The organism is Gluconobacter japonicus, from assembly GCF_015244665.1.
Lineage (GTDB): Bacteria > Pseudomonadota > Alphaproteobacteria > Acetobacterales > Acetobacteraceae > Gluconobacter > Gluconobacter japonicus.
On sequence record NZ_JABCQN010000002.1, the window covers coordinates 250392 to 273030 of the forward strand.

The window sequence follows — 22639 nt, forward strand, 5'->3', positions numbered from 1 at the left end:
GGCTTTATGCTGTGTTGGATAAAGGCTGATTTTTCAGGAAATCGATGAAGGCCCTTAGAGCTTTTGGCATTTGTCTGCGACCTGGATAGTACAGGTAGAACGGCTCTGCGGATGGCATCCAGTCTTGCAGGACTGGATGGAGTTTACCCTGTAATATCGCCGGTTGTGCCAGAGCTTCATAAACATAGGTGCATCCTGCCCCCTGAAGAGCGGCGGTGAGCATGATATCGTCATCATCAACCATCAGGGATGATGGGACCCTGATGCTGAACGGGACGCCTTTTTCTGCAAATTCCCAGTCATAGCATCGGCCACTCGGAAAGCGTCGCCCGATACAGAGGTGATCTTTCAGGTCACGGGGGGAGATGGGTGTACCATTGCGGGCCAGATATGCGGGTGCGGCAACAACGACAAAGGGCTGGGGTGGCCCGACCGGAAGGGCAATCATGTCTGCGGCAACACTGTCACCAAACCGGATACCAGCGTCGAAGCCTTCTGCCACGATGTCGATCAGGCGTTCTTCTGTGACAATTTCCAGACTGACTCTGGGATATTGAAGGCTGAATTCTGCAAAGCGGGTTGCGAGCAGGCGTGCGGCAGGGCGCGGGGCATTAATCCGTAAAGTGCCGGTCGGTGTGTCCTGCAGAATGCGCAGATCCTGCAAGGCACGATCAATGTCATGGAAGGCTGGGCGGACGGCCTGAAGAAGCTGTTCGCCAGCTTCAGTGGTCATGACGCTGCGTGTAGTGCGATTGAGTAGACGCAGGCCCAGCTTATCTTCCAGCCCTCTAATGGCGTGGCTGAGAGCAGACGGCGAAACGTTTCGCAGCTCCGCGGCTTTGCGAAAACTCCGGTGACGGGCAACGTCAATAAAAATGCCGAGTTCATGAAAATCAGGCTTCATTCATGAATGGTATTCATGAACTCATGAAGGAGACAATGGCTTATCGGGACAGTGGGTTTTTCCGAGAGTGGTGTTCGAACATGAAACGGAAGCCTGTCATGAAACGCTGCTTACTCGGAACGTCCGAATTGGAAATTTCAACCATTGGTCTCGGAACCTGGGCGATTGCCGGGCCAGGCTGGGAGTTTGGCTGGGGTGCGCAGGAGGATGCGGACAGTCTGGCAACGCTGGAATATGCCGTGGATCAGGGTGTGAACTGGATCGACACGGCGGCTGTATATGGTCTTGGCCATGCGGAGACAGTGGTTGGGCAACTGCTGAAACGCCTCCCGCAATCCCGCCGTCCGCTGGTTTTTACCAAGGGAAGTTTGGTCTGGGACGAGAAGACGCGTGAAATTACGCATTCTCTTTCGCCAGCATCGCTGAGGCGGGAGGTCGAAGACAGTTTGCGGCGATTGGGAACGGAAGCTATCGACCTGTACCAAATTCATTGGCCCTCTTTTCCACCAGGTGGACCGGATGAAGGTCTGGAAGATGCTCTACTGGCTTTGCACCATCTAAAGGCCGAAGGAAAAATCCGGGCGATTGGGGTTTCTAATTTTGATGTGCCGCAGTTAAAGCGCGCCTTGGCCGTAACATCCATTGCTTCTCTTCAGCCACCTTATTCAGCGCTGATGCGGGATGTAGAGACGGAGATTTTGCCGTTTTGCGAAGTCATGGAAATCGGTGTTCTACCCTATTCGGTTCTGCAATCAGGTCTGTTGAGCGGCAAGATAACCCGGGAACGGATTCAGACTCTTCCTGATGATGATTGGCGAAAGGCGAGAAGTGCAGATTTCCAGGAGCCGCGTCTTAGTCAGTGCCTTAAGTTGGTGGATGTTTTCCGTCAGATTGCTGAGAGACATCAGGTCACACCTGCAGCCATCGCCATTGCATGGGTTTTGCGTCGAACCGAGGTTACGGGAGCAATTCTTGGGGCACGGCGCCCGGATCAGGTTGATGATCTGCTTCGGGGAGCCGAGATACAGCTTACGGCTGCTGAAATTGCTTTGATTGCGCCCTCTCTTCCGACTGGAACAGGCACCAATGTTCCAGATTCTCAAAGCTGAAAGTATTATAGAATACGGCATACACGAACACTTGCGATCTTTCTGATCACCAATCCGCTACTATGGCCGGTATATGTCACGAAGGGGGATTGGTGATGCTGGGTATTTCAACATTGTGCTTTACTGTCGCGGTGATTGCAGGGACCTGGCTGGGGATTAATGTCCTGCAGGGGCAACGGCCGCTTCGGGTTATGAAGCCAATCCATGTCGGGGCTGCGCTGATTGGTTCAATCTTTATGGTGATCGCGCTGGCTCAGGGGCAGCGGGAACTCATGCTGAATGTCGCGCTTGCGATTGCCGTGATAGCGTTCGGTGTTTTGATGAGTTGGGCGCGGAAGCAGGGTTATCTGGTTGCACCACTCTATGTCTGCCACATTCTTCTGGCAGTGCTGTTTTACCTGTCTCTTGTTTCCGTCACACTGTTCCCGAATTTCTGAAGAAGACCAGAAACGGAAATGTCTCTGAAGGAGGCATTTCCGTTTTGTCGTGTCACGGAGTCTCGGGAGTTGGCTGAGGGCCAGTGTCATTGGCAACATGAAACTGCATGGCGTTGCCGGGTGGCGTCGTGGTGTAGGCGGTGGGTGTGTAGAATTTGACGCCTTCCTCTGCAAAACGGTTCGTCACGATACGGTTAAACTCGCGTTTGACTTTCCATTTCATCATGGGTGTCGTGCGGATGCTGCCGATCAAGGTTGCGCCGCCACTATCGCTCTGGTCTACGCCGAGATCTGTATAGTCAGACAGGATCATTGGGCCGAAGACCGGATCGGCACGCATTTCCTTAACAGCTTTGGACATGATGGCTGAGACGCGTGGCAAATCTTCGGACAGGTCAAGCTGTTGCTTGATGACGATTTGGTTGTAACCACGGGCCGTATTGGCGATTGAAGATACGGATGAGAACGGGATGATGTGCAGATCACCCGTGATGTCACGCACTTTCACGGTTCGAATGGAAAGATTTTCCACAGTGCCTGAAACGCCGCCTGTGGTGACCCAGTCGCCAACCTGAATGGCGTCCTCTACCAGCATGAAGAAGCCGGTGATGAAGTCCTTCACAAGGCTCTGGGAGCCGAAGGCGATCGCTGCACCAAGAATACCGGCACCTGTCAGAAGCGGAGTGACGTTGATCCCGATCTGGGACAGGGTCGTGACGGCGACGATGATGATGATGATGGCCAGAAGCACTGTACGGATGATTGGCAGAACCGTCCGGAGGCGTGTTGCGCGGGAGCGTTGACCGGATGTTTCGAAGGACGTCAGTTGGTGGTTGAGAACGAGATTGACCACTTCCCAGATAGCTGCAGCAACGGTGACGGCAATCAGCAGAGTCAGAACCGTGTCGGTCAGGCGTCGTCCCAACGCATTACGGATAAAGAAGCCAAAAGTTGGCAGCCCCCAGGCTTCCGTCATGGCTACGAGAGTCAGAAATAGAATGGCGCCCGTCAGAATGGCGCGTGCTGCGGGATAGTAGCGGTCTGCCCGCTTCTGGAGTTCGGGGAAGCGTTCTTCAAGCTGCGGGTTGACCCGAAAGAAACGGTCCTGAAGGCCATAGGCGAGCACGGCACCAAGGCGGGAAAGCACCAGAACGGCAATGGTTGTTCCTGTTGTTTTCAGAATCCAGGCGTAGCCGCCCTGAAGATGGGCAGCCCAGACGATCCAGAGGGAAATATCCAGGAACATCGCTGGCACCCACCACAGCCGGGTAATGGCGGCAATGACGGTCCACATGCCGGTTTTCTTGCCAAGTGTGCTGGGTTGAAGGGCACGACTGACAATGTGCCGGATACGCCAGATAAAGGCGGCAATCAGGATATGCTCAACCAGAACCACCCCACGGATCATGGCGTCCGTACCGCGTGGGGTCAGATTGAATTGCGCTCCCAGTTCCGACAGGCAGATGACGATAGCGGGGGCCGCAACCAGAACATTCCACCAGCGGGTGACCATGAAGGCTGTAGGGTTGCTGGCGGGAAGAAGGCGAATGGTTGGTGAGCGGGGTGTGAATGCTGTTTCAACCAGAAGGTAAAGACCGCGGGCACCAGCGTAGGAATAGGCCAGTGTCAGGATAACGTTTGCTGTGCGGTCACTGATGGGCAGAACCCAAATGGAAGGAACGGTCACGGCTAAAAAAGCCAGAACTGGCACGGTTTTTAGAACGAGATGGAGGAAAGAATAGGGGATACGGGCCAGAAAACGCAGGGTTTCCACCTGTCTGCGCTGGTCTTCCGCGCGGGTCTGGCTTGAATTGCTGGTGGGGGCTTCCGCGGTAATTTCCGCGTCTGTTTCGAGGGGCTGGCGAGCGTTGCGCGTTTCCTGTGCCTGTGCCTTCTGGGTGGTTGCCAGAAGCGGATTTCGGAGCATCAGCGCGACGACACGTTCTACGGCAAGCCCGCAGGCGATAACAATGAAGGCAATTCCGAAGGCATGGAGGATTGGCGCGCGTGTTTCGGGGGTAGAAAGCTGCGTGCGAAACCAGTGTCCAACGAGACCTAGATCTTTGAAGAGATTCAGAAAGTTGTGGACATACCCCATGGACTGGGTTCGGACACTGTTGAATCCGTTGCCGATTTCCGGGGAGACTTCCGGAAGTGTTTTCGTGTCTGTAGATGGCGCACTGGCCGCAGGTGTTTCTTTGATGCCGCGAGCCATGAGGGACAGCGTGTGTGTGAAGGCGTCACGCTGTTTGGGGTCGTTCAGAACATTCAGGAGCTGTTGTGCTTCCTGCGCGGAGAGCGGAGCCGTTGTGGTGGCCTGAGGTGCAGTCTTGGTGGCTGGTGCTTCTGCGTGAGCCGAAGGGATCGCGAACAAAGCCGTCAGAAAAATCAGGAAGGCCATGAAGGAATGGTGGTTCCTTCGAGGGGGTGTCCGTGACGGAGCGGGCCGTGAAGGGGAACACATCGCTCTGGAATGTCCTTGTATACCGTGGAGCCGGAGCAGTCCGGGGAAAGGGAAACGGGTGTGTCGCGTCTGCGCGCACCATTGTCAGCAGGAGTGCCACAGGACGGGGCCTTCTGTCCAAAACGTGATGCTCTATTCTGCTGCTTCCAGTGGATCTGTTGTGGTGCCAGCCAGACGCTCGTTTGCTTCAAGAGCTTCGAGGGCATCGGCATGTTCGATTCCCCAGAGATAAAGTTGCTCGATAGGCTCTACGAAAATTTTCCCGAGCGGTGTCAGGCTGTAGTCCACGTTTGGGGGCATGATCTGGTGGATCTGGCGGCTGACGAGTCCTTTGTCTTCCAGTTCTCGCAGGGTCTGGGTCATCATTTTTTTTGAGAGGCCCGGGATGCTGCGCTGAAGCTGTCCGGGGCGGGAATGGCCACCCAGAAGATGCAGCGTGTGGAGGATCATGGTGGTCCATTTTCCGCTGAAAAGTCTCAAAACTCTTCTTGGGGCGCAGTCTTCGTCGAAGGGGGCCTGTCGGTAGTGTGCAGGCAGAGAACGGGTCATTTTATGGGAACCTTTTGGTATCCAGGGCACAATACGGTGCCGTCTGGAAGTCTGTTCGCCAAGGGGTCAAATGGAGGGGCGAACCACTTTTCCGGAGAGGAGACCCTGATGTCCCGGATTGCTCTTGTTGTTGGATCGACAGGTATTGTCGGTCAAAATCTGGCTGCCCGTCTCGTGGCAGAAGGCTGGACGGTCTATGGGCTGGCCCGTCGTCCCCGGCATGACATGGCGGGTGTTCTGCCGATTGCGGCGGATCTGCTGGATCTGCAAAATCTGAAATTGGCCCTGAAGACTTTGACGCCTACGCATGTTTTCTTCTGCTCCTGGCTTAGACAGGAGACGGAAGAAGAGAATTGCCGGGTCAATTCAGCGATGGTCCGGAATGTGTTTGAGGCCCTTCCTGCTCCGGAAAAGCTGGAACATGCAGCGCTGACAACTGGTATGAAGCACTATCTTGGCCCATTTGAGGCTTATGCTTCCGGTGAACCTCCTCAGACGCCTTTTCGTGAAGAGATGCCACGCCTTCCGCTGGCGAATTTCTATTACGATCAGGAAGACGTGCTGTATGCGGCGGCAGAGAAATATGGCTTCTCCTGGAGCGTGCATCGTCCGCACACTATTATCGGCTATGCGGTCGGGAATGCGATGAACATGGGCAGCACGCTGGCCGTTTATGCGACGATCTGCCGTGAAACAGGGCGCCCGTTTGTCTTCCCCGGTTCCGATGTTCAGTGGAACAGCCTGACGGATCTGACAGATGCGCGTCAGTTGGCGCGACAGCTGCTCTGGGCTTCGACGTCTGAAGGTGGTCGTAATGAGGCGTTTAATGTCGTCAATGGAGATGTGTTCCGTTGGAAGTGGCTCTGGCCACGTTTGGCGGCCTGGTTCGGGCTGGAAACAGCGCCTTATCCGGGTCATGCGACATCTCTTGAAGACATCCTGTCTCAGGATGGAGAACTCTGGGCGCAGATCAGTGAGACGTATGGACTGGCTGAGGGGCGGATGGATCGTCTTGTTTCTGCTTGGCACACGGATGCGGATCTGGGGCGGCCTGTCGAGTGTGTGACGGATCTTTCCAAGAGCCGCTTGGCGGGTTTTGAGGGATGGCAATACACGCCGGACTCGTTCTTCGATCTGTTCGAACGTTTGCGGGCTGAAAAACTGATTCCCTGAGGGAGACGATGTAAAACAGGATTTAATTGGTCCTGTTTTACGAAAAGGCGCTGTTTTCTCTGACACAGAGTGTTATGCAGGCTGTCCTGTTTTATCCTGAGGGAATGAGACTGCCTTGCGTCGCGTATTAAGTCTGTTGGCCCTGCTAGCGGTAGGGATATGTGGTCTGGGAACCAGTGAGCCGTCTTTTGCGGCAGAAAGCCCTGCGGTGGCTTCTGCCAATGATACGGCAACGCTGGTCACGGACAGGGATGCCGTTGGTCCGGATCAGAAGCTGCGGGTTGGGTTGAGACTTCAGCTCAAGCCTGGCTGGCACACATACTGGCTCAATCCCGGCGATGCAGGCGACACACCGACACTCGATGTGACGGCGCAGGGCAGCGCGACTGGCAAGACATCCACGATTCACTGGCCGATGCCTGTGCGTCTGAGCGAGGGCGGTCTTATGTCCTACGCTTATGTCGGGGATGTGTTGCTGCCTGCCGATCTGGCTCTGCAGGGGACAGGATCAACGACGCTGCACGCCCATGCTGAATGGCTTGTCTGCGCGGAAGTCTGCATTCCCGAAAGTGGTGACTTCACGTTGAACCTTCCCGCTGCGGAAGGGGCGGCCCCTGCTGGGGCACAGGCGGGTCTGTTTCAGGCTGTTGATGCGAAGATGCCAATTCCATCTCCGTTCGAGGCGAAAGTGTCTGCGGATGGACTTTTGACGCTGGAGGGCAAAGGTCTGTCTTCTGCGGCGGTTTCCGATGCGTGGTTCCTGCCTGCTGAAGGAGGGGTAATCGATCAGGTCGCATCTCAGCCTTTCAAGGTGAAAGACGGACTGCTGTCCTTGCAGTTGAAATTCCTGAAGACGGCTCATCGTGATCAACCCCTTAAAGGGTTGGTCGTCCTGAAAGATGAGGCGGGACAGGAAAGTCCGATCGAAATTTCAGCAAGTCAAACAGTTGGTGCGGTTGCGGTCGTTCCGAACACTTCGTCCGCGCCTGTGTCTGCGGATGCCGTTCCGACAGGCGCAGGTTGGTTACGGGTTCTGGCTTTTGCTTTCGTCGGTGGCCTGATCCTGAACCTCATGCCCTGTGTTTTCCCGGTTCTGGCCATGAAAGCCCTGTCTCTGGCCAGAATGGGCGGAGTAGGGCGTAGTGTGCATCTTCAGAGCGCCTTCTTTTACACGCTGGGCGTAACAGGGGCTTTCGCGGCTCTCGGGATCGTCATGATCGGGCTGCGCATTGCAGGGTCTGCGGCGGGGTGGGGTTTCCAGTTCCAGTCGGCCGGGTTTGTGGTGGGTGTTTGCTGGTTGCTGTTCGGCATGGCGCTCAACCTGCTGGGCGTTTTTGAAATCAGTGCAGGGCGTCTGGCGCAGTTACATCCTCATGGCGCAGGTCATGCGGGTGATATGCTGACGGGCCTTCTGGCTGTGATTGTTGCAACACCTTGTACTGCCCCATTCATGGGCGTTGCCATTGCAGGAGCCCTGGGCGGACCGCCTTTGATGGGGCTTCTCGTGTTCCTGTCGATGGGGCTTGGCTTGGCCGCGCCTTATGTTCTGGTGGCGAGCGTTCCGGGGTTGGCGTCCCGGATGCCGAAGCCGGGGGCCTGGATGGGTGTGTTGAAACAGGCTTTGGCCTTCCCGCTGCTTGCGACCTGCGTGTGGCTCCTGTGGGTTGCGACGATCGAGCGTGGCACGAATTTCGTTGTGGTTGCTGGCGGTGGGCTGGTGCTGCTGGGTTTTGCTGCCTGGATTTATGGAATGGGGCAGCATCGGGCGATGCGTGAAGGTGGGCGCGGAACGGTCCTGTTCTGCCGTGTTGTGGCTGTATTGTGTATGGCCTTCTGCGGCGGTTTTCTGGCACGGAGTCTAGCCGAGCCGGTGTCTGCTGCTTCGACGACAATCACCTCTGCGGATAATCTTATTCAGCCGTTTTCGGACAAGGCCCTTGCTGATCTGAGGGCTGACGGAAAGCCTGTCTTTGTGGATATGACAGCGTCTTGGTGCATTACCTGTATGGTGAACGAGCGTGTCGCTCTGGATACTGCATCCGTTCGTCAGGCGTTTTCCGAACGGCATGTGGCCTATCTCAAGGGCGATTGGACGAACCGGGATGCCGGTATTTCGGCCTATCTGAAGGCTCATGGACGGGATGGCGTGCCGCTATATGTCTACTATCCGCCAAAGCATGGTGCGGAAGTTGTTCTACCCCAAATCCTGACGCCGCGTATGGTTCTGGATATTATTGGTCACTGATTGTTCTGTTGGGATCAGTACGGGAAAAAGCCCTGCTTTCTTCGGGAGCAGGGCTTTTTTTTGTGGTTTAGCGGTTGGTGTGGCGTGGGTCGTCCTGCGGGTTGACGTAGGTCATGGTGAATGGACCTGTGCCCGAGACCTGCACAATGGCCCCCTGGGTTCCGGCTTTAAGGGCGTGTGGGACATTGGGAGGCAGATGGACGAAGCCGCCTGCCGTCAGAACCTTGTCCTGATCGACTGTGATGGTCGGGCCGATATAGTGGTGGATGCTGCCGCCGAGAACAGTCAGCATTTCGTCCATATTGTGGGTATGGGGCGGGATGACAGAGCCTGCCGGGATCATGACGCGCAGGGTGAATGGTCTGGCTTTGTCAGCGGAGCCATAGAGGAAAGACAGGCGCGTTCCGCTCGGGAACATGGGCGGCGCTGGTTGCCAGGCTACAGTGTCGGCGCCCGGAATGATACGAACGTCGTTGCCCGTCTGAGCGAGGGCGGAGCCTCCTGCCAGAGTGCAGATCAAGGCTGCGGCAGAGAGTGTCCTGAAGGAAAACATTGTCTGTTCCTCATGTATGCTGGCGTGTGCCTGTCGCTCCTAACGCGGAGGCCGACCTGCCGTTCAGCATCTGGATGAGGTGTTATGTTTCCAGGGGCGCCAGGAAGGTTTTTTCGACTTCAGCAATGACCAGTCGTGCGGCGCCGGAAAGCTGACGGGCCTGATCGACGCAGAGGGCCAGCGTCAGGGGGGAGACATCCCTGTTGGAGATGGGAACGAACGCCAGTTCTCCGCTCGTTACTTCTTTCATGACATCCAGCATACTGAGAATGCCCAAGCCCACACCTTCCAGAACCAGAGACTTGATCATCTGGATATTGTCGGACGAGGCGACAGGCTGAACGCTGACATTGCTGTCGATTTCCAGAATTTCGATTTGTCTTTGCAGGGCGAGTGGCTGCTGAGGCATGACCATTGGGTATTCTGCACAGATGCTGAATCGTGCGTTTTTCTGCTGGGCTACAGGGTGGTCAGGGAGGCAGATGAAGCCGAGCGGGTAATCGATATGGGTTCGGACAAGAAGCCCGCGGGCCTGTGTAGGGTTAAGGAGGAGTGCGAAGTCCACTTCCCCACTGATGAGTGCCTGTTGGATGACGGCATTGTCCAGAACATGCGTGCAGATTGTAATGCCGGGGTGGCTTTTGCGCAGGTCTTTCAGGATGCGGGGGAGGAAGCCGGTAGTCAGGGCATCTGGCAAGGCAATATCGACCTGGCCCCGTCTTAGTCCGCGCATGTCTTCAAGTTGTGTGCGGACTTCCTGCATTTCCCGCGTCCACTGCTTGCCGTTTGTATAGAGAAGCTCTCCAGCCGCTGTCAGACGCAGGCCGCTGGGTAGGCGCTCGAAAAGCGGGGTGCCGAGAGCTTCCTCACCGTGAAGGATCTGCCGGTCGATAGCCGATGCCGCGATCCTGAGATGTTCGGAGGCCTTCCGGATTGAGCCGTATTGGGCGACGGACAGAAAGTAACGGAGGAAGCGTGAAAAAACCGGCATGAAGATACGCTCTTTTTTCGAGAACGGCAGGGACGTTTTTCTGAGATATACGAGAATACCCCTCTATGAAACACTTCAGAGAGGCAGGTGAATCCTGTCATTTTGACACAGGAAGAAACTCTGGTCATTTTTTATGAAAGACCACGATCCTGTGCCTGTTCTTTAGGATAAGAGACTCATGACCCTTTCCCCCTCCCTGACTGACGGCCTGGTCACCCTTTCGGCGCAGGTTCATAAGGATCTGGCGAAGATCAGGTATGCGACGGGAAACTGGAATATTCCGGTTCAGAAAGATGGGGAAGACGTTCTGGATGTTGCCATTATCGGCGGCGGGCAGGGCGGTCAGACGGCCTGTTTCGGGTTGCGTCGTCAGGGTGTGACGAATGTGCAGATTTTCGAGCGAGCATCGAAGGGTGGAGAAGGCCCGTGGGTGACGTTTGCCCGGATGATTACGCTACGGACGCCAAAACACGTCACGGGGCCGGATCTGGGTATTCCCAATCTGACGCCGCAGTCCTGGTATGAAGCGCGGTATGGCAAGGAGGCCTGGCAGTCGCTCGACAAGATTTCGCGGCACGACTGGCAGTCTTATCTGGACTGGGTGCGTGACACGCTTGAGCTGCCAGTCGTCAACGACCAGGAACTGGTGCATGTGGAGTGGACGGACGGCCTGCTGCGTCTGACATTCCGGAATGTTGCCGGTGTCGAGACGAAGCGCTGGGCGCGTCGGATGGTTCTGGCTACGGGGATTGATGGTGGTGGCACATGGTTCGTCCCGCCGTTCATTTCGGAGAACCTTCCGAAGTCGGTTTATGCCCATACGCATGAAACCATTGATTTCGACGCTCTGAAGGGCAAGCGGATCGGCGTTCTGGGTGCTGGTGCGTCTGCTTTTGACAATGCTGCGACGGCGTTGGAATCCGGTGTGGGGCGTGTCGATCTGTGTCTGCGCCGTACGAAAATTCCAGCGATCAACCCGTACCGCTGGATGGAAAATGCGGGCTTTCTTGCACATTTTTCAGAACTGCCGGACCTGACCCGCTGGCGCTTCATGCGCTGTATTTACAATCTGAACCAGCCGCCGCCGCAGGATACGTTCTGGCGCTGTCGCAAGCATGAGAACTTTGCGTTTCATCCGGGGACGCCGTGGAATTCTGCGCGGATGGAGGGTGACGAGGTTGTGGTCGAAACGCCGAATGGCGAGATGCGCTTTGACTTCCTCATTATTGGAACAGGTTTTTCGATTGATCTGAAGCACCGCCCGGAAACGCAGGATTTTGCGGATTCCGTCATGCTGTGGAGCGACCATTTCACGCCGCCGGAAGGGGAGGAAAGCACGCTTCTGTCCAGCCACCCGTATCTAGGTCAGCGCTTTCAGTTCCTGCCGAAAGATCAGGCTGATCCGAAGGCACCGATGCTGGCGGCAATCTACAATTTCACGTTTGCGTCCATGCCCAGCATGGGTCTTTCAGGGGCCTCCATCAGCGGTATGCGCTTCGGGATTGAGAAGCTGACACGTGGTATTGCGCGTGATTTGTTTGTTGAGGATGGTGAGAAACATCTGGAAAGTCTGCTGTCCTACGACACGGAAGAGCTGATCAGCCTTGATCCGCCAACAGTTTGAGGGGGAGGCAGCCCGGATGAGCACGAATACCTATCTCCGTGACATGATCGGCTATGGCCGGACTCCGCCTGATCCGAAATGGCCGGGTGGGGCGCGGATCGCGGTTCAGTTCGTCATCAACTATGAAGAGGGTGCTGAAAACTCGGTCCTGCATGGCGATGCAGGGTCTGAGGCTTTCCTTTCTGAAATGGTTGGGACGAAGTCCATCGTGGGCGCGCGTTGTGCGCAGATGGAAAGCCTTTACGAATATGGGAGTCGCGTTGGTTTCTGGCGTTTGCAGCGCCTGTTTGAAAAGGCTGGCATGACCACAACCGTGTTCGGTGTGGCCAAGGCTTTGGCGCGCAACCCGGATGCTGTGGCGGCCATGAAGGAAAGCGGTTGGGAAATCGCCACGCACGGTCTGCGCTGGATCGATTATCAGGACTTCCCGGAAGACGTGGAGCGCGAGCATATTCGCGAGGCGATTGCGCTTCATACCGAAGTGGTCGGGGAACGCCCGTTTGGGTGGTATCAGGGGCGCACCAGCCCGAATACGGCCCGGTTGGTCGTGGAGGAAGGCGGCTTTGTTTATGATGCCGATTCTTATGCGGATGATCTTCCGTATTACGACCGCACCCATGGCAAGCCGCAGTTGATCGTGCCTTACACGCTTGATGCCAATGACATGAAGTTCGCGGCGCTCAACGGCTTTACCGAGGGCGAGCAGTTTTTCCGGTATCTGCGGGATGCGTTCGACATGCTGTATGCAGAAGGGGGGCGTATGATGTCGATTGGGCTTCATTGCCGTCTGGCCGGTAAGCCTGCGCGTGCACTGGCGCTTCAGCGTTTTCTGGAGCATGTGGCGTCCCATGAGGATGTCTGGGTGGCGTCCCGGCTTGATATTGCCCGGCACTGGATGAGTGTGCATCCGGCATGAAAATTTCTGATGTGAATGTCCTGACGTCGGATGTTTTCGTCCAGACGTTTGGCGGACTTTACGAACATTCGCCTTGGGTGGCTGAGGGGGCTCTGGCAGCGCGGCCATTTGCGGATGTGGACGTCATGCTTGCGACGTTTTCTGACGTTGTGCGGAATGCGGGCAAGGAGGCTCAGTTGGCACTGGTTCGGGCGCATCCTGAGCTTGGGCATCGCGCGGGAATTGATTCGGATCTGACGGCAGAGTCCGCATCCGAGCAGGCCTCTGCCGGGCTGGACCGTCTGACGCCTGCGGAATATGAACGGTTCAAGACGCTAAATGCGGCCTATGGGACAGCTTTTTCCATGCCGTTTGTGATCTGCGTGCGTAAAGTCGCAGCGCCGGATCAGGTGGCCAAGACGGTCATCATGGATGAAATGGAACGTCGTCTGGGCGGGACGCCCGAGGCGGAACTGAAGGAAGCTCTCTCGCAGATTGATGCGATTGCAGGGCTGAGACTGAAAGATCTGGTGACATCATGAGTTCATTATCCACGCATATTCTGGATACGGTCTCGGGCCGTCCGGCGGCTGGGGTGTCTCTCTGGCTTTTTCAGGAAGATGCTGTTCTTTTCGAAGGCGTGACGGACCACGATGGGCGTTGTCCTGCCTTGCGGGAGATCCCGCTGGAGCGCGGCACCTATCGTCTGGAGTTCGAGATTGGTGCGTATTTCCGGAATGCCGGACATGTGCTGTCTGATCCGCCTTTTCTGGATGTTGTCCCGATTGTATTCGGTCTGGGGGAGGGCACACATGCACATGTGCCGCTTCTGGCTGCGCCTTATGGATATTCCACATATCGTGGAAGCTGAGACCTGATGGCGTCTGATACTTGTGCAGTTCATCCGGTTGACGAGAAGCTTCCTCTCTGGCGATTGGGGGCTTATGGCTTCCAGCATATTCTTGCATTCTATTCAGCAGCGGTGATTGTCCCGATCCTCGTGGCGGGTGCTTTGCGCCTGCCACAGGAAACGCTGATTCATTTGATTGATGCGGATCTGTTTACCTGCGGGATTGCTTCCCTGTTGCAGTCAGTCGGGTTTGGACCGGTTGGTGTTCGTCTGCCGCTTCTGCAAGGTGTGACGTTTACGGCCGTTGGGCCGATGATTGCGATTGGGTCGGCTGTTGGTGGCGGAACGCCGGGATTGTTGTCGATCTATGGATCGGTGATTGTGGCGGGGATCGTCAGTCTGCTCATCGCGCCATATTTTGCGAAGCTGGTTCGGTTTTTTCCACCTGTCGTGACGGGGTCGATCATTCTCGTGATTGGTCTGGCGCTTTTGCCCGTGGCCGCCAATGACATTGTGTCTGGCCATGGACCGGGGATGGTGCAGGATCGCGTTCCGTTGCGGAGTCTGTGTTACGGGCTGGGGACACTGGCGAGTATTCTAGCCGTGCAGCGTCTGTTTCGTGGGTTCATTTCAACGATTGCCGTGTTGATTGGGCTTTGCATTGGCACATTGGCGGCGTGGCTGATGGGCGATGCCCATTTTGGAGGCGTGGCGTCTGCGCCGCTCGTGTCCATCACACAGCCGTTTTTCTTTGGGACGCCTGTTTTCCATGTGGTGCCGATCCTCTCCATGGTGATCGTCATGGTCATCACCATGGTTGAGACGATTGGCAATGTGTATGCGACGGGCGAAATCGTCGGGAAAACCATTACACGCGAAGATATTGCGAGGACCCTGCGGGCTGATGGTATTGCAACGCTGCTGGGTGGCGTCTTCAATTCCTTTCCCTACACCTGCTTTGCTGAAAATGTGGGTCTGGTCCGAATGACGGGTGTGAAGAGCCGCTGGGTTGTGGCGTCTGCGGCTGTCATCATGATGTTGCTTGGGTGTCTGCCAAAACTCGGGGCGATTGTAGCGGCTGTTCCGTCACCCGTTCTGGGTGGGGCGGCACTGGCGATGTTTGCGACAGTGGCAGTGGTTGGTGTGCAGACGCTGACGCGGGTGGATTTCAACCGTCAGAGCAATGTCATCATTGTGGGAACCAGTATCGGGCTTGGAATGCTGGCAACGGCACAGCCTCATATTTCGGATACGTTCCCGGCCTGGGCGCAAATTGTCTTTGGGAGTGGCATTACGCTCGGGGCTCTGTCCGCGATCTTTCTGCACCTGCTGTTCAATGTGCGCCGGACTTTGGCGGTTGATCCGGATGCAGAGATTGTGCCGGCCGACCTGCCGGATGAGCGTATTCTTATGGGGCTACCGGTTGAGGCGCGGAAAAGCGAAGAAACTGAGCCTCAACGGCGGTTTGGCTAAGAGATCAGCCGGGATTTCAATCCCGGCTATGTAGCTTCCGCCCCGCGATATATGTAGCCTGAACGCTTCGGTCATCACCCAGCATGGTTAGGGCAAACAGGATATCGGACAGGCTTTCGGCCGTCTGAGCCCGGATCTTTCCCAATGGTGTAGCTGAGGGATCAAACACGCAGAGATCGGCGTGCAGGCCGGGCTTGATGGTTCCAATCTGGTGTTCCAGACCAAGAGACTGTGCGCCGCCAGCTGTAGCCAGCCACAGACCCTGTGCGGGATGGAGTTTTGTTCCCAGTCCTTGCGCGACCTTGTAGCCGTCTGACAGGACCTGAAGGAGCGAGAGGGAAGGCCCGGCTCCAACGTCGCTTCCAATGCCGACTTTGACTCGGCGTTCTGGTTTCAGGGCGTTGAACAGTGGGAAAGAGCCGCTTCCCAGGAACTGGTTGGAACCGGGACAGTGCGCAATGGAACAGCCGGTGTCATGGCAGCGCTGGAAGTCTTCTTCCTGTGCATGTACCCCGTGCGCCAGAATGGCGCGGGGGCGGAGCAGACCTGCTTTGTCGTACACGTCCAGATAGGAAGCGCGGTTCGGAAAGAGCTCTTTGACCCATTCGATTTCGGACTGGTTTTCAAGCAGGTGGGTCTGCATGAAGAGGTTGGGCTGTGTCGCGAGAAGTGAACCGGCCAGATCAAGCTGCTCGGGTGTGCTGGTGGGCGCAAAACGCGGCGTAACAGCGTAGAGTTGACGGCCACGACCGTGCCAGCGTTCGATGAGTGCAGCGGACTGGTCATAGCCTGACTGGGCCGTGTCTCTCAGGTTATCCGGGGCGTTCCGGTCCATCAGAACCTTGCCTGCAATCATACAGGTATTGAGGCGCTCGGACTCTTCGAAGAAAGCTTCTACGGATTCAGGGTGAACCGTGCAGTATACGGCTGCTGTTGTGGTTCCGACGCGGAGCAGTTCTTTCAGGAAGGTTTGGGCAATCTGTCGGGCGTAGGTGATGTCTGCATAGCGGGCTTCCGCCGGGAAGACGTAGGTTTCCAGCCATTCGAGAAGTTGCTCACCATAGGAAGCAATGACTGGAAGCTGCGGGTAGTGGACGTGGGTGTCCACCATTCCCGCAGAGATCAGGTGATTGGGGTAATGATCGACTGTGATCCCCTGCGGGATCTGGTGTTTCAGCTCGTCCCACGCTCCGGCAGCCGTGATGAGGCCATCCGTACACAGGATCAGACCATCAGGCTGGTATGTAACAGCCTCCATGGGATCAACTGTGAAGGGATCTGCATGGAAGGTCAGGAAGGGGCCGCGGATGGCAGTGTGATCTGTCATGATCTGTTCTCTATCGCACAGCCCTTGCAGCGAAGGAACGAGATGTCGTGGGGCAGCCCGTAACAGAAATGCGGATGAGGCTTGCTCAAAAAGAGGGTAGCAGAATGGTGAGGGTCAATCAGGCCTGTTGCCGTCACCCTGTCAGGGAAGAAAAACAGGAGTTTTGTGGAATTGAAAGCGGGAGCCTGATATTGGCGGGGCGTATTTGTCACCTGATCGTGGGTCTGCCTGCGGTCGCAGAGCTGGATGGTCGCCTCCCGTGTCTGATGTCCTTCCGCCGATCCGTATCGTCGCGCTTTATAATTTTACGCCGTTCGAGGATGTTTCCGCTTTGCGGGAGCCTTTACAGCAGGTGTGCGACCAGGAGGGGATCAAAGGTATCCTGTTGCTGGCTCCGGAAGGCATTAACGGCACCATTGCGGGTTCTGACGAAGGCATGGAGCGCGTGCTGGAGCATATTCGCGCTTTGCCCGGTTGCGAGGAACTGGAGATCAAGGAATCCCGGGCTCCCGAACTGCCATTCCGGCGCATGAAGGTACGGCTCAAGAAAGAAATCGTCACCATGGGGCAGCCTAATATCGATCCTCGCAAGGATGTTGGGCAGTATCTTGATCCCGCTGAATGGAATGCGCTGATTTCCGATCCGGAGACAATCATCATTGATACGCGCAATGATTATGAAGTGGCGATCGGGACGTTCAAGAGAGCAGAAGATCCCAAGACGCGGTCATTCCGTGAGTTCCCCGAGTGGTTTCGCAACCGTCGCAAAGAGCTTGAGGCAAAGGGCAAGGTGCCGAAGATTGCCATGTTCTGCACTGGGGGTATTCGTTGCGAGAAGTCCACGTCTTTTGTGAAAGCCGAAGGGCTGGATGAGGTTTATCATCTTAAGGGCGGTATTCTGAAATATCTGGAAACTGTCCCGGAAGAAGAAAGCCTTTGGGAAGGCGAATGCTTTGTGTTCGATCAGCGTGTTTCGGTGAAGCATGGTCTGGAAATCGGCAGTTACGATGTCTGTCATGCCTGCCGTCGTCCTGTCAGCGAGAAGGACAAGGCGTCTCCGCTGTTTGTGCAGGGCGTGTCCTGTCCGCATTGTCATAATGAGCGCACGGAAGAACAACGCCAGCGCTATGCTTCGCGTGAACGTCAGGAGATGCTGGCGCGTAAGCGAGGGACGGAGCATCTGGGCTCCTGAGGCCATTACGGAGATGACAAACAGTTAGAGTTGCAAAGACGACGGATGAACGACTTGACCTGTTCACGCTTCTGCTGATTTTTCTGAATTCGTAATGAAAACGGCTGAGGCGGTGTGATGGTGAAGATGTTTCGTTGGGCTGGACTGGTTTGTGCCGGGATGATGGCGCTTCCCGCCGTAGCATTTGCACAGAAGCCCTGGCCTGTCCGGGTTGTGGTTGTGACGACCTTCGAGAAGGGTGCGGATACCGGCGATCAGCCAGGGGAGCTTCAGCTCTGGGCCGAGCGGGAGCACCTGACGGAACATGTGGCGTTTCCGGGTGGCGTGCATGACATCCTGACCAATCCGGAGCACACCGAAATCGCGATTGTGACGGGGATGACGCTGGTGAATGCCGGGCCGTCCATCATGGCGTTAGGAATGGACCCGCGTTTTGATCTGACGAAGGCTTACTGGCTGGTGGCAGGTATTGCCGGGGCTGATCCACAGGTCATGTCCGTTGGGTCAGCAGCGTGGGCGCGGTATGTTGTGAATGATGTGGCGCAGTCCATCGATATGCGTGAAGTGCCGAAAGACTGGCCTTACGGCGTTTACGCGGCTGGCGCGGTGCGGCCTGGAACGCTTGAGGGGTCGGATCAGGAGCATGGGCCGAATGCTGGATATCCGATTGTCTTTCCGCTGAATGCTGGGCTTTCGCACTGGGCGTGGGAGCGCACGCAGACGGTGAAGCTTATGGATACGCCGGAGATGCGGGCTTATTCCAAGGGATGGGCCGAGTATCCAGCGGCGGTGAAAGCGCCTTCCGTTATTCAGGGAGACAGTTTTGCGTCTGATCTCTACTGGCATGGGCATTATCTGAACCAGTATGCGCGGGACTGGGTGAAGATGTTCACGAACGCTCAGGGCGTGTTCGCCATGAGTAACATGGAGGATTCCGCGATTGCATCAGCGATGGTGCGTTTGGACCGGATGAAGAAAGCAGATTTCCAGCGATTGATGGTTCTACGAACGGCATCCAACTACACGCTGCCGCCAAAGGGGCGGAAGGCGTATGAGACTGTGTCGGAAGAGTATTCGGGCGATGGTCTGCCCGCTTATGAAGCAGCATGGCGTGTGGGAAGCGTTGTCGTGCATGAACTGGCGGGACACTGGTCGGTCTATGAAGACCATGTTCCGGGTCAAGCTCCCTGATGTCGGACAAGGCCGTGCAGGGGGAGCCAGATGTGGCATTTCCGGTCAGTGGGAAGATTGCATTATGCTATGCCTTGATTGGGCTTTTGCTCTCTGTTCCGCTGCATGTCTTGATCGACTGGGCTGGTTGGCAACCCGAACATACGGATACTGATCTTAATCCTGTTGTTCTGCTTCTGTCAGGCGTGTTGCTGGCGCCTGTTGTCGAGACCTTTCTGAACTTCTGGATTCCCATTTGGATTGTGGACAGACTGTTTGGTGGGAAAGCTTTCGCGCCCGGTTTGGCGTGGATTGCATGTGTGGGGCCTTTTGTGTGGGCCCATTACGGTGGGGCTCATTTTCATCGCAGTTTTCTGACCGCGCTTTGTACGGGCGTAGTGGGTGGAACCTGCCTTTATCTCTGCTACCGGCGTGCCGAGGTGACAGAAGGGGTTAGTCCGTTCTGGACTACGGCCCTCTGTCATGGTCTCTTCAATGGGCTTCTGTTTCTGGCGGTTGGGCTATTGATGGTGCTGACGAAGGTGTAACCGACTCTCTCCTTTTGGAGAGAGTCGGAAAGGCCTTACGTCAGGCGGGAGTTTTCGCCTTCTTAGGACGACCGCGGGTTGGCTTCTCAGATGCTGGTTTGGTTTTGGTTTTTCGAGGTGGCAAGGTATCGATGAGGTTCTGGGGTGTGCCAATCACGGTTGTCTCTCTCCGCTGACGGACGCCTGGTGCATTCAGAAGGGGTGCAAGGAAGCGTCCGGTGTGGCTGGCTTTGCAGGCCGCGATATCTTCCGGTGTTCCGGCTGCAACGATATTGCCGCCACCGTCTCCACCTTCCGGTCCGATGTCGATCAGCCAGTCTGCTGTTTTGATGACTTCCAGATTGTGTTCGATGACCAGAACGGTATTGCCCTGATCGACGAGTGCGTGGAGTACTTCAAGCAGCTTGCGAACGTCTTCCGTATGCAGGCCGGTCGTTGGCTCATCGAGGATGTAGAGCGTGCGGCCGGTTGCGCGTTTGGCGAGTTCCTTGGAAAGTTTGACGCGCTGGGCTTCACCGCCTGAAAGCGTAGTTGCCTGCTGGCCGAGAGCGACGTAACCGAGGCCAACCTGCTGGAGAATGGCCAGACGATCACGGATTTTCGGGACGGCCTGGAAGAAGGGGAGCGCCTCGTCCACGGTCATGGCCAGCACATCCGCGATGGAGTTGCCGCGGAACTTTACTTCCAGTGTTTCACGGTTGTAACGCGCGCCTTTGCAGGTGTCACAGGTGACGAACACGTCCGGCAGGAAGTGCATTTCGATTTTCAGGACGCCATCGCCCTGACAGGCTTCGCAACGGCCGCCCTTCACATTGAAGGAGAAGCGGCCGGGTTTGTAGCCGCGTGCTTTGGACTCTGGCAGTTCAGCGAACCAGTCCCGGATAGGGGCGAACAGGTCCGTATAGGTGGCGGGGTTGGAGCGTGGTGTACGCCCGATGGGGGACTGGTCGATCTCGATGATTTTGTCGAGATTGTCCACGCCCTCTAGGCGGTCATAAGGCAACGGGGACTGACTGGATTTCATGAGTTGGCGGGACAGGGCCTTGTAGAGCGTATCCACAACCAGCGTGGACTTGCCGCCGCCTGATACGCCCGTTACGGCAATGAATGTGCCCAGTGGGAAATCGACGGTCAGGTCTTTGAGGTTGTTGCCTTTTGCGCCGACGAGGGTGAGCGTCTTGTCAGATGTGCGACGATTTTCCGGGACGGGGATGAACTTTCGGCCTGACAGGTAGGCGCCCGTCAGGCTGTCCTTGTTTTTGGCCACTTCCTTCGGAGAGCCGACGGCAATGACGTTTCCGCCCCGTGTGCCAGCACCGGGGCCCATGTCGATCAGATAATCGGCGGCCCTGATGGCGTCCTCGTCATGTTCGACGACGATGACCGTGTTCCCGAGGCGCTTGAGGCGTTCCAGTGTGCCGAGAAGGCGCTCGTTGTCGCGTTGGTGCAGGCCGATGGAAGGTTCGTCTAGCACATACAGGACGCCCGTCAGACCGGAGCCGATCTGGGAGGCAAGGCGGATGCGCTGGCTTTCACCGCCAGAAAGCGTGGCCGACCCACGGGAGAGCGTGAGGTAGTCTAAGCCCACATCATCAAGGAAGTGCAGGCGATCCGTGATTTCACGCAGGATGCGACGGGCGATTTCGGCCCGTTGAGGTGTCAGAGTCGCTTCAACGCCCGAGAACCAGTCGAGGGCCTTGCGGATCTGCATGTCCGAGGCTTCGGCGATGTTCAGGTCATTGACCTTCACGCAGAGTGCTTCCGGTTTCAGGCGTGCGCCATGGCAGACGTGACAGGGTTTTTCGGACTGGTAGCGCGACAGTTCTTCCCTCACCCACATGCTGTCGGTCTGGGCCATGCGGCGGCGGAGGTTTTTCAGCACGCCTTCGAAAGGTTTGGTCACGGTGTGGACCTTGCTGCCATCGCGGTAGGGAATGGCAATCGCTTCTTTGGAACCGTTGAGGATCAGGTCGCGCGTTTCGGCTTTCAGGTCGCCCCAGGGTGTATTCATGGTGTCGCCGCAGTGACGGGAGAGGGCGGCAAGCGTCTGGTCGTACCAGTCGGTGCTGGCGCCTTTCCATGGGGCAATGGCGCCTTCGGCAAGTGTCAGGCTGTCATCCGGGACGATCAGATTGGCATCAAAATGCGTTTCTGTTCCGATACCATCGCAGGTTGGGCATGCGCCCATTGGCGCGTTGAAGGAGAACAGGCGTGGCTCGATCTCTTCAATCGTAAAGCCTGAGACCGGGCAGGCGAAGCGGGACGAGAAAACGATGTGGGCCGGGGCGGCCTTGTCGTCAGCGCGTTTGACTTCCTCGGCGTAAGCGAGACCATCGGAGAGTTCGAGGGCGGTTTCGAAGCTGTCGGCCAGGCGGGATTCCAGATCGGATTTGACGACGATCCGGTCCACAACCACTTCCACGTTGTGGCGGGTCTTGCGGTTCAGTTCCGGGGCTTCGGCGATTTCGTAAAGCTCACCGTCGATTTTGACGCGGGTGAAGCCCTTGCGGGACAGCTCTGCGAGTTCGCGTTTGCAGTCGCCTTTCCGATCACGGACGACCGGGGCGAGAAGCATCAGGCGCATGCCCTCCGGGAGCGCTATGACCCGGTCCACCATCTGGCTGACGGTCTGGGCTTCGATGGGCAGGCCAGTGGCAGGAGAATAGGGAATACCCACGCGCGCCCAGAGCAGACGCATATAGTCGTGGATCTCCGTGATCGTGCCGACAGTCGAGCGGGGGTTTTTTGAAGTGGTTTTCTGCTCAATCGAGATGGCGGGGGAGAGCCCTTCGATGGAGTCCACGTCTGGTTTGCCCATCAGTTCGAGGAACTGGCGGGCGTAGGCCGAGAGGCTTTCAACGTAGCGGCGCTGGCCTTCTGCGTAGATTGTATCGAACGCGAGCGAAGATTTCCCCGAGCCGGACAGGCCCGTGATGATCGTGAGCGAGTCACGAGGGATTGTGACGTCGATATTCTTGAGGTTGTGGGCGCGTGCGCCACGGACACGGATCGAATGATTGTCTGGAAAGCTCACGAAGACCCCGGGATGTGCAGAAAAGGCAATTGTGTTCGCAACGCGCCTGAACGGTGCTAGATCACTTTATAGATGGGTTTTCACGCCCCATATGAAAAGAA

19 protein-coding genes are annotated in these 22639 nt (G+C 56.6%); 12 read left to right on the top strand and 7 right to left on the bottom strand.

Features of this window, described 5'->3' with window-relative positions; all coding sequences use genetic code 11:
• Positions 1-4: 4 nt before the first annotated feature.
• A complete protein-coding gene (locus tag HKD32_RS04555) occupies positions 5-904 on the bottom strand; it encodes a LysR family transcriptional regulator (RefSeq protein WP_194257590.1) in 900 nt (299 codons plus the stop codon).
• A gap of 98 nt (positions 905-1002) precedes the next feature.
• Here HKD32_RS04555 and HKD32_RS04560 point away from each other — a divergent pair, with 98 nt between their 5' ends.
• Positions 1003-2013, top strand: coding sequence for an aldo/keto reductase (locus tag HKD32_RS04560; RefSeq protein WP_194257591.1), 1011 nt, complete (start codon positions 1003-1005; stop codon positions 2011-2013).
• A 95-nt stretch (positions 2014-2108) separates the two neighbouring features.
• Complete coding sequence (locus tag HKD32_RS04565; protein ID WP_010503118.1) at positions 2109-2450, top strand: hypothetical protein; 342 nt, start codon at positions 2109-2111, stop codon at positions 2448-2450.
• Between the two features lie 52 nt (positions 2451-2502).
• Here the strand turns inward: HKD32_RS04565 and HKD32_RS04570 are convergent, their stop codons facing one another.
• Both HKD32_RS04570 and HKD32_RS04575 read right to left on the bottom strand, forming a co-directional pair.
• Complete coding sequence (locus tag HKD32_RS04570; protein ID WP_228118774.1) at positions 2503-4851, bottom strand: mechanosensitive ion channel family protein; 2349 nt, start codon at positions 4849-4851, stop codon at positions 2503-2505.
• Between the two features lie 195 nt (positions 4852-5046).
• Positions 5047-5463: a winged helix-turn-helix transcriptional regulator gene (locus HKD32_RS04575; RefSeq protein WP_194257592.1), complete on the bottom strand. Its 417-nt coding sequence runs from the start codon at positions 5461-5463 to the stop codon at positions 5047-5049.
• A 108-nt stretch (positions 5464-5571) separates the two neighbouring features.
• On the opposite strand from HKD32_RS04575, the gene HKD32_RS04580 reads away from it, so the two are divergent.
• Entirely contained in the window at positions 5572-6636 is a 1065-nt protein-coding gene (locus HKD32_RS04580) for an SDR family oxidoreductase (protein ID WP_194257593.1), read from the top strand.
• Positions 6637-6772: 136 nt separating this feature from the next.
• Positions 6773-8881 (top strand): protein-disulfide reductase DsbD family protein, encoded by a 2109-nt coding sequence (locus tag HKD32_RS04585; RefSeq protein WP_194257737.1) that lies wholly within the window; start codon positions 6773-6775, stop codon positions 8879-8881.
• 67 nt (positions 8882-8948) lie between these two features.
• On the opposite strand, the gene HKD32_RS04590 is transcribed toward HKD32_RS04585, so the two are convergent.
• Both HKD32_RS04590 and HKD32_RS04595 read right to left on the bottom strand, forming a co-directional pair.
• Positions 8949-9434: a cupin domain-containing protein gene (locus HKD32_RS04590; protein ID WP_194257594.1), complete on the bottom strand. Its 486-nt coding sequence runs from the start codon at positions 9432-9434 to the stop codon at positions 8949-8951.
• An 82-nt stretch (positions 9435-9516) separates the two neighbouring features.
• Positions 9517-10425 carry a LysR family transcriptional regulator gene (locus HKD32_RS04595; RefSeq protein WP_061931446.1) on the bottom strand — a complete coding sequence of 303 codons (909 nt, stop codon included), beginning with the start codon at positions 10423-10425 and terminating at the stop codon, positions 9517-9519.
• Positions 10426-10603: 178 nt separating this feature from the next.
• Here HKD32_RS04595 and HKD32_RS04600 point away from each other — a divergent pair, with 178 nt between their 5' ends.
• The 5 genes from HKD32_RS04600 to HKD32_RS04620 are packed head-to-tail and all read left to right on the top strand — an operon-like array spanning position 10604 to position 15267.
• A complete protein-coding gene (locus HKD32_RS04600; protein ID WP_194257595.1) occupies positions 10604-12049 on the top strand; it encodes a flavin-containing monooxygenase in 1446 nt (481 codons plus the stop codon).
• 16 nt (positions 12050-12065) lie between these two features.
• Complete coding sequence (gene puuE, locus HKD32_RS04605; protein WP_061931451.1) at positions 12066-12965, top strand: allantoinase PuuE; 900 nt, start codon at positions 12066-12068, stop codon at positions 12963-12965.
• Positions 12962-13486, top strand: coding sequence for a 2-oxo-4-hydroxy-4-carboxy-5-ureidoimidazoline decarboxylase (gene uraD, locus HKD32_RS04610; RefSeq protein ID WP_194257596.1), 525 nt, complete (start codon positions 12962-12964; stop codon positions 13484-13486). Before puuE ends, uraD begins: the two co-directional genes overlap by 4 nt.
• On the top strand, positions 13483-13815 hold the full coding sequence (uraH, locus tag HKD32_RS04615) for a hydroxyisourate hydrolase (protein WP_194257597.1): 333 nt from the start codon (positions 13483-13485) through the stop codon (positions 13813-13815). Before uraD ends, uraH begins: the two co-directional genes overlap by 4 nt.
• Before the next feature lie 6 nt (positions 13816-13821).
• Complete coding sequence (locus tag HKD32_RS04620) at positions 13822-15267, top strand: nucleobase:cation symporter-2 family protein (RefSeq protein ID WP_061931455.1); 1446 nt, start codon at positions 13822-13824, stop codon at positions 15265-15267.
• A gap of 16 nt (positions 15268-15283) precedes the next feature.
• Here HKD32_RS04620 and guaD read toward each other — a convergent pair whose 3' ends face one another.
• Positions 15284-16594: a guanine deaminase gene (gene guaD / locus HKD32_RS04625; RefSeq protein WP_194257598.1), complete on the bottom strand. Its 1311-nt coding sequence runs from the start codon at positions 16592-16594 to the stop codon at positions 15284-15286.
• A 259-nt stretch (positions 16595-16853) separates the two neighbouring features.
• Between guaD and trhO the strand changes: the two genes are divergently transcribed.
• The 3 genes from trhO (at position 16854) to HKD32_RS04640 (ending at position 19504) form a co-directional block, all read left to right on the top strand.
• A complete protein-coding gene (gene trhO / locus HKD32_RS04630; protein WP_194257599.1) occupies positions 16854-17786 on the top strand; it encodes an oxygen-dependent tRNA uridine(34) hydroxylase TrhO in 933 nt (310 codons plus the stop codon).
• Positions 17787-17903: 117 nt separating this feature from the next.
• Entirely contained in the window at positions 17904-18977 is a 1074-nt protein-coding gene (locus HKD32_RS04635; RefSeq protein WP_194257600.1) for a purine nucleoside permease, read from the top strand.
• Positions 18977-19504 (top strand): hypothetical protein, encoded by a 528-nt coding sequence (locus HKD32_RS04640; RefSeq protein ID WP_061929876.1) that lies wholly within the window; start codon positions 18977-18979, stop codon positions 19502-19504. Before HKD32_RS04635 ends, HKD32_RS04640 begins: the two co-directional genes overlap by 1 nt.
• A 40-nt stretch (positions 19505-19544) precedes the next feature.
• Here HKD32_RS04640 and uvrA read toward each other — a convergent pair whose 3' ends face one another.
• Positions 19545-22538 (bottom strand): excinuclease ABC subunit UvrA, encoded by a 2994-nt coding sequence (gene uvrA / locus HKD32_RS04645; protein ID WP_061929873.1) that lies wholly within the window; start codon positions 22536-22538, stop codon positions 19545-19547.
• Positions 22539-22639 lie beyond the last annotated feature (101 nt).